This window comes from Marinobacter gudaonensis, from assembly GCF_900115175.1.
Classification (GTDB): domain Bacteria; phylum Pseudomonadota; class Gammaproteobacteria; order Pseudomonadales; family Oleiphilaceae; genus Marinobacter; species Marinobacter gudaonensis.
Window position 1 is genome coordinate 1,141,292 of the sequence record NZ_FOYV01000001.1, and the last position, 13,712, is coordinate 1,155,003.

A 13,712-nucleotide genomic window follows, 5' to 3' on the forward strand; every position below is an offset into this window, starting at 1 on the left:
GAAGCCCCGCAGGGATCAGCCCAGCTTCTGCACGACCCACTGGCCGCCCTGTTTCACCAGTTTCCGGTCGCAACCCTTGAGCGCCGGATCGGTGTCCTTGTCCTCCGGTAACGCACGGACAACGGTTTCTGTCATTCTCAGGCCGGCAATCACGCCGTCCAGGGCGGGATCGTCATCGGCCGGCGCCCAAACGGCACCGTGTCGGCTGCTAACACGCTCGCCCAGGGACACCAGCGCCCGGATATCCAGGCTGAAGCCGGTCGCTGGCCGAGCCCGCCCGAAGTCGCTGCCAATGGCATCGTAGCGGCCACCCTTGGCAACCGCGTCGCCATGGCCAGGAACGTAGGCCGCAAACACCAGGCCGGTGTGGTAGTTGTAGCCCCGAAGCTCACAAAAATCGAAGCCGAAACCGATCTCAGGGTACTCCCTCGCCAGCATGTCGGAGACCCGCCCGAGTTGCTCCAGGGCCGCATCCAGGCTATCGGAGCCACCCTCGAGAATGCGGCGGGCGTCGCTGAGCGCTTCCGGTCCACCACTCACCCGGGCCAGCTCCCGCAGGCGGGCGCCGGCAGAACCTGGCTTGCAGTCACCCAGCAGCTGGTCGAGCTCGGGCACCGACTTGCGCGCCATGGCGTCGAAAATCGCGGCTTCCGTGTCGCGATCAAAATTCGCGTCGCCGATAAGACTCTCGTAGATGGAAACGTGGGCCAGATCAAGATGCACCCTGGGCAGTCCTGCCACCCTCAGGCTCTCCAGCATCAACCGTATAACTTCCATGTCGGCGGCTTCGGACGCACTGCCAAACAACTCGCAACCTGCCTGGATCGGCGTGCGGCCGGTCAGCATATGGCGGGGGCGAGTATGCAGCACGTGGCCGGCGTAACAAAGGCGGGTGATACCCTCTTCCGCAAGAGTATGGGCATCGATGCGCGCAGCCTGCGGCGTCATGTCTGCCCTTACACCCATCATCCGGCCGGTCAGCTGGTCGGTCAGCTTGAACGTCTGCAGTTCCAGATCGTTGCCGGTGCCGGTAAACAGGGATTCGAGGTATTCGATAAGCGGCGGGATGACCAGCTGATAGCCCCAGCGCTGGCAGGTATCCATTACATCCCGGCGCAGGGATTCGATCCGTCCGGCCAGCGGCGGCAGAATATCCTCTACCCCGTCCGGCAGTAACCAGCGATCAGATACTGTCATGAGATTCCGTTGTCCGTTTTATCCGCACCAGCGCTGATGGCCCAGCACTGACAAAGAGGGATCACACAGGATTTAAGGCGTCACCGGGCCAAAAACCCGGCACAAAACCGCCAGAATTTTACACGGTTGGCGGGCACAAAAAAACCGGAATACGAGGGTATTCCGGTTTTATTGGCCTCACGAAGGGCGTTTATTTCGCGCCTTGGGGATCCCGCAGGTACTTCATGAATTCGCCTTCGGAGTCGATCACCATGATGTCGTCCTTGTTGGCGAACGAGTTCTGGTAGGCCGCCAGACTCCGATAGAAGCTGAAGAACTCGCTGTCCTGGCTGTAGGCGTCCGCGTAGATCTGGGCAGCTTGACCGTCACCCTCACCGCGCAGTTTTTCGGACTGCGAGAAAGCTTCGGCCAGGATCACCGTTCTCTGGCGGTCGGCATCGGCGCGAATACCTTCGGCCAGCTCACGACCCCGCGAACGGTATTCCTGGGCCAGTTTCTCCCGCTCGGTCGCCATGCGGCGGTAGACGTTGTCACGCACCTGCTCGGGCAACTCGATGGCCTTTACCCGGATGTCCAGCACCCGGATACCGAATTCGCTGACCGACGTCTGATTGACCAGATCTTTCAGCTTGGCCATCAGTTCATCCCGCTGGCCGGACACGACCTCGTGCATGGTGCGCACACCAAACTCGTTACGCAGGCCGTTGTCTACCCGCGACAGCAAAAGATCCTGGGCGCGGAATTCGTCGCCACCTGTGGCCCGGTAGAAGGTATCAACGTCGGCAATCTGCCACGCGATGTAGGAATCCACATCAAGCGGCTTTTTCTCGACGGTCAGGTACTGTCGCGCTGGCAGATCCATGGTCAGAACCCGCACGTCGAACTTGCGCACTTCGTCGATCACCGGGACCTTGAAATGCAACCCTGCCGGGATGTTGGTCTCTATCAGCTCACCAAACCGAAGCAAAACGCCGCGATGGGTTTCCGGGATAATGTATACGCTCGACGAAACCAGCAACAGAATGATGAGGGTGCCAGCGAGACCGATAATGCTTTTGGGACCCATGATTATCTCCCTACTCTGGAGTTAGTCGACTGACGGTTGCGAAGCTCCCGCATGACCTGGTCGGTGAGGGATTGCAGATCCACCTGCCCGGTCATACTGCCTGCATCGCCAGCGCTTTCATTGCGGCCGGCAGCGGCACCCGCACTGGAGCGGGTCAGACGATCCAGCGGAAGGTACATCATGTTATTGCCGGACTTGGTATCCACCAGAACTTTGCTGGAGCTGGCAAGCACGTTTTCCATCGCCTGTAGGTACATCCGGTTGCGAGTAACCTCGGGCGAGCCTTCGTAAACGGCCAGCAGGTCCAGGTACCGGGCAGTTTCACCGTTGGCACGCTCAACCACCTGGGCCTTGTAGGCCGCTGCTTCTTCAATCATGCGCTGGGCCTGACCTCGGGCCTCCGGCACCACCTTGTTGCGGTAGGTTTCCGCCTCTTCCTTCAAGCGCTGCTCGTCTTCACGGGCACGCTGTACTTCACGGAAGGCATCCTGTACGGCCTGGGGCGGCTGGGTACTCTCGACGTTCACCCGTACGACCTCGAGGCCGGCTCCGTACTGCTTGAGGAAATTCTGGAGACGCTGCTCCACGTTGACCGCCAGCTCAACCCGGCCTTCGGTCAGCACCGCATCGAGCGTGGCGCTGCCCACTTCGTGGCGGAGCGCACTGTCGGTTGCAAACGCAAGCGCCTGGTTGGAATCACGCACGTTGAGCACGTAATCACGAGCATTGCTGACACGATACTGAACCTGCAAATCCACGGTAACCAGGTTTTCATCCTGGGTCAGCATCTGGCCGCTGGATTCCGCTGTCCGGACGTTGGTGACCCGCACCTTGGAAACGCTGTCGATCAGCGGCACCTTGAACCTCAGACCCGGGTTCTCAGTCGTGTGGTACTCACCGAAACGCAACACCACCGCCCGTTCCTGCTCGTCCACGGTATAGAAGGACTGGAACACGATATAGCCGGCCACCAGAATGCCCGCCAAAGCGAGGATGGCACCGAAGCCACCGGCGCTTCCGCCGCCACTGCCGCTACCGCCGGATTTACCGCCTTTGCCACCCAACATCTTGTTGAGCTTGTCCAGACCTTTTTTCAATGCTTCGTCGAGGTCTGGCGGACCCTGATCATTGCCGCGCCGACCACCACCGGTTCCCCAGGGATCATTGTCGTTACGGTTTCCACCCGGTTCGTTCCAGGCCATAGTGCTCTCCGTTACTGACTTATAGATAGAATGGCTGCAAATACTAGGGATTTATGACCGCCCCGGCAATAGCTCACCCGTTTCAGGCAGGTCGGGTATCCAGCCGAACTGCGCCTTCCTTCACGCCGGCCCGGCTTAACAGCTGCAACCAGTCGCGATTCTGCAGGCGAACCTCCAGGACTGAATCGCCGGTGTCGCGGTGCTCTTCACTGAGCACCGAGCCGGCCTCGTGCAACAGCGCCCGCAACTTGCCATCCGCTGGCCCGAGCAACACAAAGTGATGCACCACGTCCTCGGCCAGGCGCTCGACGATGGCGTCATAGAGGCCATCAAGACCTTCACCGGTAACCGCCGAAACCCAGGCCCGCACCGGTATGCCGTCCTCGTTGCGCTCTACCCGGGGTGTAAAATTCTCCAGCAGGTCGATCTTGTTGAACACCTGCAGTACCGGTATGCCGTCGGCGCCAATTTCCGCCAGTACTTCTTCCACCTGCTCCATGTTCTCGTCACGACGTTCATCATGGCTGTCGATAATGTGCAGCAGCAGGGTGGCTTCGGTGGTTTCCTCCAGTGTCGCCCGGAACGCTTCCACAAGCTTGTGTGGCAGATGCCGGATGAAGCCCACGGTATCGGCCATTACGACCGGCCCGATATCCGGAAGTTCCAGTCGCCGTAGCGTTGGGTCCAGGGTCGCAAACAGCTGGTCTGCAGCATATACGGAGGAGGTGGTAATACGGTTGAACAGCGTCGATTTGCCGGCGTTGGTGTAACCCACGAGGGACACCGTTGGGATGTCCGCTCGCTGTCGCGCCCGTCGGCCCTGATTACGCTGCTTGCGAACTTTCTCCAGGCGCTTGTGAATGGACTTTATGCGCTCTCTCAGCAAGCGGCGGTCCGTCTCAAGCTGGGTTTCACCCGGACCCCGAAGCCCAATGCCGCCCTTTTGACGCTCCAGGTGGGTCCAGCCCCGAACCAGGCGCGTGGACATATGTTCCAGCTGGGCCAGCTCTACCTGCAGCTTGCCCTCGTGGGTTCGGGCGCGCTGGGCAAAGATATCCAGGATTACGCCGGTGCGATCAAGTACACGGCACTTGAGCTCCTGTTCGATATTGCGCTCCTGCCGGGGGCTCAATGCGTGATTGAAAAGCACCACATCGGCCTCGTGAGCCGCGACAGCGTCCCGCACTTCCTCCAGCTTGCCTTCGCCCACAAAGAACCGGGGGCTTGGCTGCTTGCGGGAGCCGGTAACGGTACCGACCGGATCCACCCCCGCGGAAGTGACCAGTTCCCGGAACTCGCCGGGATCTTCCGACCCATCGTGGTCGGTGAAATCGATGTGGACAAGGATGGCGCGCTCGCCGACATCTGGACGTTCAAACAATTGGCATCAACTCCGGAACAATCGAATTAACAAGGGTATAAAAACAAACACCCGCGGCCGTCGGACCCCTTGCAGGGTCTTCCGGAACGCGGGTGGTAAGGCCGGAAAGCCGGGAGACTCAGTCTTCAGACTCGCCCTCTCCTCCCGGCGCCTGCTGAGGAATGCGAACATTACGTGCAGGTACCACAGTGGAAATGGCGTGCTTGTAGACCATCTGGCTGACAGTATTTTTCAGCAAAATCACGAACTGGTCGAAAGACTCAATCTGGCCCTGAAGCTTGATACCATTGACCAGAAAGATAGAGACCGGAATGCGTTCCTTGCGCAAGGCGTTGAGGTAAGGGTCTTGTAACGAATGCCCTTTTGACATGTGTTTTCTCCTGTTTTTAGTAAATGCAGATCGTCATAATTCAAAATTAAATGTGGTGCGAAGTCGGATTTTTTTCAAGGCGGCCTCAGTGACAAGTTCGTCACTGCTGTCCAACCAGTCCACATCCGACCACTTCCGCAACCAGGTCAACTGCCGCTTGGCCAGTTGGCGGGTTGCTGCCACTCCCTTGCTGACAAAGGTCTGATAATCGTCTTCCCCGGACAAATAGCTCCAGGCCTGGCGATAACCGACACAGCGCATTGAAGGGAGTTCAGGGTGCAAGTCTTCCCTGAGCATCAGTGCCCGCACTTCGTCAAGAAAACCCGCTTCCAGCATATTCAGAAACCGCTGGCGAATTCGCTCATGAAGCACTCGCCGGTCTGGCGGCACGATGGCAAGCTGCACAACAGTATACGGAAGCGAAGGTGTTTCGTCTGCCTGCCAGCGGGTGAAATAGGTGTAATCCTCAATATCGCTACCCCGCTGCGCGCTGGCTACCTGCCGCTCCGTTCCCGATTCGGCTTGCCAGAATTCCGAGATGGCCTTTCCGGTGAGGCGCCACACCTCAAGAGCCCGCAACAACCGCTGCCGATTGTTGGGATGAATCCTCTCCGCCGCTACCGGATCATGGGCGTTCAGCTCGCGGTGCAGCGCCTCCCACCCCCGGGTCTCGGCCTCTTGCTCAAGCGTCCTGCGCAGCTCCGGACTGGCCGCGGGCAACCCTGACATGCCGTGCAACAGCGCCTTGAAGTACATCATGGTGCCACCGACCAGCAGCGGAATTCGGCCCGCCGCGGTAATCTCAGCCATGGCCGCCAGGGCGTCCCGGCGAAAATCCGCAGCTGAATAGGTTTCGGCCGGATCACAGATGTCGATGAGCCGGTGCGGCGCCCGTGACAACTCTTCGGGACTGGGCTTGGCAGTACCGATATCCATGCCCCGATAAATCATCGCCGAATCCACACTGATGATGTCGCAGGGCAAACGCTCGCAAAGCGCCACGGCGAGATCGGTTTTTCCGGACGCCGTCGGCCCCATCAGAAAAATGGCGGGGGGCAGGGCCACCTCAGCGACCCCGCAGGAACAGTTTGTCCAGTTCGGACAGGGTTACCAGGGTCCACGTTGGCCGGCCGTGGTTGCACTGGCCACTGCGCTCGGTCGCCTCCATGTCGCGGAGTAACGAATTCATTTCCGGGATGGTGAGCTGCCGGTTGGCGCGTACCGACCCGTGGCAAGCCATCGTGCCCAGGAGCTCGTGTGTGACGGCCTCCACCCGGTCGCTCTGGCCATGTTCGATCAGGTCCGCCAGCACATCCCTTACCAGTTGCTCGGTGTCGGCACCGCGCAGCAACGCAGGAACCTGGCGCACCGCCAGGGTTTCCGGCCCGATACGCTCGATCTGCAGACCAAGCTTTTGCAGCTCTTCACCATGGCTCTCGGTAAGCGCGGCTTCTTTCTGGCTGACGGCCAGGGAAATGGGCACGAGCAGAGGCTGGCTCTTCAGATCCTGTTCGGCCAGCGCCCGCTTCATGCGCTCGTAGGTGATTCGCTCATGGGCCGCGTGCATGTCCACCACGATCAGGCCGGCACGGCCCTGGGCCAGGATGTAAATCCCGTGCAGCTGGGCAATCGCGTAACCCAGCGGGGGCTCCTGATCGCTGTCTGCCGGCGGTGTCGGCATGGGCGCAACCGCGTTCTCGCTTACCGGCATAGCCTGCTGAGCCTCGCTGCCACCACCGGCGTTCAGCGACTGGTAGAACGCCATCTGATCACTGGCGCGCCATTCCTGTTGCGCCTGTTGGTGGCGACCATACCCGTTACCAGCTTCTGTCGACGCACGATAGTCACCCACGTCCGGTTGTCCGTTCCAGGACGCGCCGGCAGGGGCGCCTGTTGCGGGCATGGCCTGCGGTGAGTCGACGGCAGCCTCGCGCCCGAAAGACTGGGCAACGGCGCCTCGAAAATGATCATCCGGGCGAACGTCTGCCAGTGCCTTATGCAATGTCCTGAAGATGAAATCATGCACCAGACGGCCATCGCGGAAGCGGACTTCGTGCTTGGTGGGGTGAACGTTGACGTCGACCGTCGCGGGATCCACCTCCAGGTAAAGCACAAACGCCGGGTGCCGGTTGTTGTAAAGCACGTCTCGATACGCCTGGCGCACGGCGTGGGCCACCAACCGGTCCCGGATCACGCGGCCATTGACAAAGAAATATTGCAGGTCCGCCTGGCTGCGGGAAAAGGTCGGCAGGGCCACCCACCCCCAGAGCCTGAGCCCGGTTGCCTCGGCGTCGATCACCACGGCGTTATCGATGAATTGCTGGCCACACAGGGATCCGATCCGCCGCTCGCGGTCCAGCGGCGATTCCGCAGGCCGCAAACTCTGTACCACGCGCTGGTTGTGGCGAAGGGTAAATCCGGCATCGAAACGACTCAGGGCCTGCCGTCGCAAGCACTCTTCCACATGGTTGAATTCGGTTTTCTCGGTACGCAGGAACTTTCGCCGCGCAGGAGTATTGAAGAACAGGTCACGGACTTCCACTGTGGTGCCGACCGGATGGGCAGCGGGCGATATCCGCGCGTCCATTTCCCGACCTTCCACTTCCACCCGCGACGCCGCTTCCTGGGCTTCTGTTCTCGAAGTGAGCGTGAGCCTGGAAACCGAGCTGATACTGGCCAGGGCCTCACCCCGAAACCCCAGAGACGCCACGGCCTCAAGGTCATCCAGACTGGCTATCTTGCTGGTGGCGTGGCGGCTGAGCGCCAGGGGCAGATCGTCTTCGGCGATACCGCTGCCGTCGTCACGGACCCGAATCAGTTTCACGCCGCCCTGTTCGATCTCGACATCGACCCGGCCGGCACCGGCATCCAGGGCGTTCTCAACCAGTTCCTTGACGACAGACGCAGGTCGCTCCACCACCTCGCCCGCGGCAATCTGGTTCGCGAGCCGTGGTGACAGCAATCGAATGGAGGGCATGTTGCGGAAAAACCTCTTGATCAGGACGCGGGGATACGAATGGTTTGCCCTACCATAACACGGTCGTCCCGAAGGTCGTTAAACTGCATCAGCTCGCTCACAGTTGTCTGATTTTTCCGGGCCACGCCGGAGAGGGTGTCACCCCGCTGGATCCGGTAGTGACTGACACCACCGCCACTCTGACCATTCTGCTTCTGCCAGGCCAGCAAGGTGCCGGGGGGCGGCGTTTTCTGGAAGTAATCATCAATTCCACCCATGATCGCCTTGGCCAGTCGCGTGCGATACCACTCGGTGGACAGGTTCTTTTCTTCCTGGGGATTGGAAATAAAACCCGCCTCGACCAGGATCGACGGAATATCCGGGGACTTGAGCACCGCAAACGCGGCCTGTTCCACCCCGGGTTTGTGAAGTTCGGCCACGCCACCGAGCTGGCCCAGCACGGAGCTGCCGACACCCAGACTGGCGTTGATACTGGCGGTCATGGACAAGTCCAGCAGCACACCGGCCAGGGTGTCGTCGCGGCCGTCGAGGGACAAGCCTCCAGCGCCACCAATCAGATCGGAACGGTTTTCACTGTTGGCCAGCCAGCGGGCCGTTTCACTGGTAGCCCCCCGCTGGGAAAGCGCAAACACCGACGCCCCCTTGGGCTGGGGCGTGCGGAAGGCATCCGCGTGCACCGACACGAACAGGTCGGCGTTGTATTTACGTGCCAGGATGGTCCGGTTACGCAGGCCGATGTAGTAGTCGCCGGTACGGGTCAGCTTGGCGGTGTAACCCGGTTGCCGATTGATCAGATCTGCCAGGGTTTTCGCCATCTTCAGCACCACATCTTTCTCGCGGGTTCCCCTGGGTCCGATGGCACCCGGGTCTTCACCGCCATGGCCAGCATCGATAACCACAATGATATCGCGCTTGCCGCTGGAGTCCTGCGTGACTGTCGGTGCGGTCGCCTTTTCAATGCGACTGCCCCCCTCATCAATGAGGTCGACCACCAGCCGGTGGCCGTATTGCTGGTTGGGCTCAAGCTGGAAGCTGCGCGGCTTGATGTCGGACTTCAGATCCAGCACCACCCGTAGATCATTGCCGTTACGTGGAGCGCTACGAATCCGCTTGATGGGGCTGCCTTCCAGGTCGAGAGCCGCAAAATCAGCTTTCAGGCTGGTGTTCTTGAGGTCAATCACCAATCGGGAGGGACCGGACAGTGAGAAAATGTTGTGATCCACCTCGCCACCGGTGTCGAGCACCAGCCGGGTGTGATCGGGAGCGGGCCATATCCGTGCCCCTTCCACCAGCGTTCTGGCAACAAGAGGCAGCGAAACCAGCGTGGCCAGCACCAGAACCAGCGTCCGCAAAATGATGGTTGTTTTGATTGCCATACAGCCTACCTGCCCTTCACAGATTGCAGCCCGGTCAGCGACCGGCGCCAACCTTTTCCAGTCCTTCAAGTACGTTCAAGCCTCGCTCGGAGTGGGCCGTGATCAGCGCTGTGCGCCCATGTCCCTGCAACTCCAGCTGCAAAGCCAGATCCGGCTCGGGCAACACCCCTTCGCCGCGGTCTGGCCACTCCACCAGACACAGGTTGTCTCCGGCAAAATAATCCCGGATTCCCATGTATTCCAGCTCTTCTGGATCACCCAGACGATACAGGTCAAAGTGATAGGCCACGGGCCTCAAGTCTTCATAGGGCTCCACCAGGGTGTAGGTGGGGCTCTTGACCGCCCCCTCATGCCCCAGGCCACGCATTACGCCCCGGCTCAGCGTGGTTTTACCCATGCCCAGGTCACCTTCCAGGTATACCACCAGGCCCCGCCCGGACGCCGCCACGCGGTTTGCGAGTTCGCGGCCGAGCCGCTCGGTTTCGGCCTCATTGGCAAGAAACACACGACATTCGTTGCCCGCAGCGCTCATGGAACCTTTCTCATACGTCTTCCCGCTCCCGACCCGGTTCAGACTCGCTGTAAACCCGCGGCAGCTGATCAATCACATCGTTCGGTATCAGCCCCATGAATCCCCGGGTTTCCGATGCCACATTGGCGGCACGAAGATGCGCGGCGGCTCCCAGCACCGCAGAATGCACCGGGTCGCCAAGCTGGCCATACAGGGCGCCAATAATTCCCGACAACACATCGCCCATACCGCCTGTCGCCATTCCGGGATTGCTGCCGCTGACAATATCCACCGAACCGTTTCCCGAGGCAACTACGGTTCCCGCCCCCTTCAGCAACACCGTACCTCCGTACAGTGATTGCAGCTTCTTGCAGGCCCGTAGCCGATCGGATTCCACTTCCGGCACCGAACAGTTGAGCAACCGGGCCGCTTCACCCGGATGGGGCGTGAGAACCTGGTTCTCGGCCGGTACGGCAACTCTCGCCGCCAAGAGATTCAGGGCGTCGGCATCCAGTACCCGATTCTTGCCGCTGGCAATCACCTGTTCCAGCATCTGCTGCCCCCACGCGCTTCGACCGATACCCGGGCCGCAAACAACCACGGAGGCACTGTCCAGCAGCGGCGGCAACTCCGAGCCATGAATCAGCCCGTGCACCATCACCGAGGGGCATCTGGACAAGGCTGCGGTCACATGTTCCGGACGAGTAGCCAGCGAAACCAGGCCAGCGCCTGAGCGAAGTGCTGCCTCGGCCGCCAGCAATCCTGCGCCACCGAAACCCCGGTCGCCCGCCACCACCAGCACGTGACCAAACCGTCCCTTGTGGGCGTTGACGGGGCGTTGCGGCAGCCAATTGCGAATTCGGGCCCAGTCCCGGCGCATGGCAACCGGTGTCTGGCCGCTGACCGGTAACGCAGACTCCGTACCCAGGCCCTCAAATACCACTTCACCAGCGGCGGCGACGCCTTCGCCGGTAAATAACCCGGCTTTCAGACCGATAAAAGTCACCGTCATGGCAGCGCGTATCACCTGCCCATCCGCTGCGCCGGTGGTCGCATTCAACCCGGATGGCAGGTCCACCGCCAACACCGGCGCCGGCGAGTTGTTGCAGCGGTCGATCAGGTCGGCAAAGGGTGCCCGGGGCGCGCCGGAAACGCCGGTGCCCAGCATGGCGTCAACAATCAGTCCAGCCTGCACGAACAGCGCTTCCAGGGCAGATTCATCCAAATCGCCCAGAGAGACAACATCGACCCCATCGGCCAGTGCCTTTTGCCACGCCTTGCGGGCGTCTCCCGACAGTTTTTCCGTGGGCGCAACGGCAACACACGACACGTCCAGGCCATGGCGCCGGGCATTGGCGGCAACCAGGTAACCGTCACCGCCGTTGTTGCCTGCACCACACAGCACCAGAACCCGGCCGCAGTCACGCCAGTGGCGAACGAGCCTGCGAAAAGCCGCATGGGCTGCTGACTGCATAAGGTCGAAGCCGTCAACGCCCTGCTGCTCGATGACGTAGCGGTCAATTTGCCGCACCCCATCGGCGGAAAACAGTGCGTCTGGTAAACTGTGAAGCTCAGACGGCGGCATACAGCCCTGCTCCCGTTACAGAAACCGGTTTAAGAAAAATGGCCAGATACCTGTAAAGCATAGCAAAACAGGAGGAAAGGTCATAACTTAATCAAATTAAATATCTGTACCCGAACTTAAGAGCACTTGCTCCTCAACCACCCTCGCCATCGGCAGAATCATGAGTGCCACAGCTTCCAGCAACACAACACATCCCGAACTCGCTGATTTGCCAGCACTTATACGGCAGTGGGCGCGAGATCTGGGGTTTGCCGACGTGGGTATCACCACGCCGGACACCGGGGAGCACGCCAGGCATTTGCAGGATTGGCTGGCCGAAGGCTACCAGGGCGACATGGATTACATGGGGCACCATGGTGACAAACGCTACACACCGGACTCCCTGGTGCCCGGTACCCGTCGCGTGATCTCGGTTCGCATGGACTATCTGCCGGCACCGGACAGCCCGAAACGAGCGCTCACTAACCGGGAATCCGCCTATGTGACTCGCTACGCCTTGGGGCGCGATTACCACAAACTGATTCGCAAGCGGTTGGCGCAACTGGCCGCAAAAATTGATGCCGCCGTGAGCGGCTTCGACTACCGGGCATTCGTAGACAGTGCGCCGGTACTGGAGCGGGCGCTGGCCCAGCGTGCCGGGCTGGGCTGGATTGGTAAGAACAACATGCTGATTCATCCGAAAGCCGGCTCGTTCTTCTTTCTGGGGGAGATTTTCACCAGTGCGCCCCTGCCAACGGACACGCCATTCGAGACTTACCACTGTGGCAGCTGCTCCGCCTGTCTGGACCTGTGCCCCACCGATGCGTTCGTGGGTCCCCACAAGCTGGATGCCAGACGCTGTATCAGTTACCTCACCATAGAGTTTCGGGGCAGCATTCCGGAGGAACTGCGGCCCCTGATGGGCAACCGGGTATTCGGCTGCGATGACTGCCAACTGGTGTGCCCCTGGCAGAAGTTCAGCAAGCCTACGGAGGAAAAGGATTTCCAGCCCCGCCACGGGCTGGACAACAGCACTCTGGCCGAGCTGTTTCTGTGGACAGAGGAGCAATTTCTGAAGCGCACGGAAGGCTCCGCCATCCGACGCACCGGCTATGAGGGCTGGCTGAGAAATCTGGCGGTGGGGCTGGGTAACGCACCCTCAACCATCCCGGTGATTGAGGCGCTGAAGCAACGGACAGACCATCCTTCGGAATTGGTCCGCGAACATGTGCGTTGGGCCCTCAAGCAGCACGGCCTATAGCTTGAAGAATTCCTGCCGATAGTGGCGCAGTTCGTTGATGGAGTCGCGGATATCATCCAGCGCCAGGTGGCTGCCCTTTTTCTGAACGCCCTTGAGCACGTCCGGACGCCAGCGGCGGGCCAGTTCCTTGATGGTGGAGACGTCCAGGTTCCGGTAATGGAAGTAGTCTTCCAGTTCGGGCATGTATTTCACGAGGAAGCGACGGTCCTGGCCGATGCTGTTGCCGCACAGGGGCGACTGGCCTTTCCCGACGTACTTTTTCAGGAACTCGAGGGTTTGTTGTTCGGCCTGGGCCTCTGAGATGTCACTTTCCCGGACTCGCTTGGTCAGCCCGCTCTCGCCGTGGGTTCGGGTGCACCACTCGTCCATGGCATCCAGTAGGCTATCGGGCTGGTGCACGGCGATCACGGGGCCTTCTGCCACGATGTTCAGCTCTGAATCGGTGATGATGGTGGCCATCTCGATGATCCGTTCTTTTTCCGGATCCAGGCCGGTCATTTCCAGATCGATCCATACCAGGTGGTTGTTTTCTGACATTTTTCCAGCCTTCAACTTGTGGAGTCTGCGGGGGCGGGCAGGCCGTTCCGGGAAGCGCTACGAGCACATCCCTGTGCGCTTGACGTCGGCCATCCCTGGCCGCCGACATTCCCGGAACGGCCTGCCCGCCCCCGCCCGAATATTGGAGATATACGAGAGGGTCAGCCGCCGACAGGCTTTAAGCCTGTCAGACACCCTGATTTGTCTGTGTATTGTGACTGATTAAAGTATGATGTAACACCTCACGAACCCAAACACGGTACGCGCTCG

The 13,712-nt window shown here is 60.5% G+C and carries 12 protein-coding genes; 1 reads left to right on the forward strand and 11 read right to left on the reverse strand.

The window, feature by feature from the left end:
* Positions 1-15: 15 nt before the first annotated feature.
* From BM344_RS05190 to BM344_RS05235, 10 genes are all read right to left on the reverse strand, one after another.
* Positions 16-1,197, reverse strand: coding sequence for an ATP phosphoribosyltransferase regulatory subunit (locus BM344_RS05190; protein ID WP_091986791.1), 1,182 nt, complete (start codon positions 1,195-1,197; stop codon positions 16-18).
* A gap of 190 nt (positions 1,198-1,387) precedes the next feature.
* Entirely contained in the window at positions 1,388-2,263 is an 876-nt protein-coding gene (hflC, locus tag BM344_RS05195) for a protease modulator HflC (protein ID WP_091986794.1), read from the reverse strand.
* 2 nt (positions 2,264-2,265) lie between these two features.
* Positions 2,266-3,465, reverse strand: coding sequence for an FtsH protease activity modulator HflK (gene hflK / locus BM344_RS05200; RefSeq protein ID WP_091986797.1), 1,200 nt, complete (start codon positions 3,463-3,465; stop codon positions 2,266-2,268).
* An 82-nt stretch (positions 3,466-3,547) separates the two neighbouring features.
* A complete protein-coding gene (gene hflX, locus BM344_RS05205) occupies positions 3,548-4,846 on the reverse strand; it encodes a ribosome rescue GTPase HflX (RefSeq protein WP_091986800.1) in 1,299 nt (432 codons plus the stop codon).
* A 118-nt stretch (positions 4,847-4,964) separates the two neighbouring features.
* The gene (hfq, locus tag BM344_RS05210; protein ID WP_008170056.1) at positions 4,965-5,216 is read right to left on the reverse strand and encodes an RNA chaperone Hfq; all 252 of its coding nucleotides are present in this window, start codon (positions 5,214-5,216) and stop codon (positions 4,965-4,967) included.
* A 33-nt stretch (positions 5,217-5,249) separates the two neighbouring features.
* A complete protein-coding gene (miaA, locus tag BM344_RS05215) occupies positions 5,250-6,254 on the reverse strand; it encodes a tRNA (adenosine(37)-N6)-dimethylallyltransferase MiaA (RefSeq protein ID WP_091990824.1) in 1,005 nt (334 codons plus the stop codon).
* A gap of 28 nt (positions 6,255-6,282) precedes the next feature.
* Positions 6,283-8,193 (reverse strand): DNA mismatch repair endonuclease MutL, encoded by a 1,911-nt coding sequence (gene mutL, locus BM344_RS05220; RefSeq protein ID WP_091986802.1) that lies wholly within the window; start codon positions 8,191-8,193, stop codon positions 6,283-6,285.
* A 20-nt stretch (positions 8,194-8,213) separates the two neighbouring features.
* Complete coding sequence (locus BM344_RS05225) at positions 8,214-9,569, reverse strand: N-acetylmuramoyl-L-alanine amidase (protein WP_228143556.1); 1,356 nt, start codon at positions 9,567-9,569, stop codon at positions 8,214-8,216.
* 34 nt (positions 9,570-9,603) lie between these two features.
* On the reverse strand, positions 9,604-10,101 hold the full coding sequence (gene tsaE / locus BM344_RS05230) for a tRNA (adenosine(37)-N6)-threonylcarbamoyltransferase complex ATPase subunit type 1 TsaE (protein WP_091986805.1): 498 nt from the start codon (positions 10,099-10,101) through the stop codon (positions 9,604-9,606).
* A 10-nt stretch (positions 10,102-10,111) separates the two neighbouring features.
* A complete protein-coding gene (locus BM344_RS05235) occupies positions 10,112-11,665 on the reverse strand; it encodes an NAD(P)H-hydrate dehydratase (protein WP_091986808.1) in 1,554 nt (517 codons plus the stop codon).
* 160 nt (positions 11,666-11,825) lie between these two features.
* Here BM344_RS05235 and queG point away from each other — a divergent pair, with 160 nt between their 5' ends.
* Positions 11,826-12,905 (forward strand): tRNA epoxyqueuosine(34) reductase QueG, encoded by a 1,080-nt coding sequence (queG, locus tag BM344_RS05240; RefSeq protein WP_091986810.1) that lies wholly within the window; start codon positions 11,826-11,828, stop codon positions 12,903-12,905.
* Here queG and orn read toward each other — a convergent pair.
* A complete protein-coding gene (gene orn / locus BM344_RS05245; protein ID WP_091986813.1) occupies positions 12,900-13,442 on the reverse strand; it encodes an oligoribonuclease in 543 nt (180 codons plus the stop codon). The genes queG and orn overlap by 6 nt on opposite strands.
* Between the last annotated feature and the right edge of the window lie 270 nt (positions 13,443-13,712).

Bases quoted from the DNA above. Each gene is read 5' to 3' on its own strand.
- BM344_RS05190 (WP_091986791.1), bottom strand. From the start codon at position 1,197: ATGACAGTATCTGATCGCTGGTTACTGCCGGACGGGGTAGAGGATATT.
- hflC (WP_091986794.1), bottom strand. From the start codon at position 2,263: ATGGGTCCCAAAAGCATTATCGGTCTCGCTGGCACCCTCATCATTCTG.
- hflK (WP_091986797.1), bottom strand. From the start codon at position 3,465: ATGGCCTGGAACGAACCGGGTGGAAACCGTAACGACAATGATCCCTGG.
- hfq (WP_008170056.1), bottom strand. From the start codon at position 5,216: ATGTCAAAAGGGCATTCGTTACAAGACCCTTACCTCAACGCCTTGCGC.
- miaA (WP_091990824.1), bottom strand. From the start codon at position 6,254: ATGGGGCCGACGGCGTCCGGAAAAACCGATCTCGCCGTGGCGCTTTGC.
- mutL (WP_091986802.1), bottom strand. From the start codon at position 8,193: ATGCCCTCCATTCGATTGCTGTCACCACGGCTCGCGAACCAGATTGCC.
- BM344_RS05225 (WP_228143556.1), bottom strand. From the start codon at position 9,569: ATGGCAATCAAAACAACCATCATTTTGCGGACGCTGGTTCTGGTGCTG.
- tsaE (WP_091986805.1), bottom strand. From the start codon at position 10,101: ATGAGCGCTGCGGGCAACGAATGTCGTGTGTTTCTTGCCAATGAGGCC.
- BM344_RS05235 (WP_091986808.1), bottom strand. From the start codon at position 11,665: ATGCCGCCGTCTGAGCTTCACAGTTTACCAGACGCACTGTTTTCCGCC.
- queG (WP_091986810.1), top strand. From the start codon at position 11,826: ATGAGTGCCACAGCTTCCAGCAACACAACACATCCCGAACTCGCTGAT.
- orn (WP_091986813.1), bottom strand. From the start codon at position 13,442: ATGTCAGAAAACAACCACCTGGTATGGATCGATCTGGAAATGACCGGC.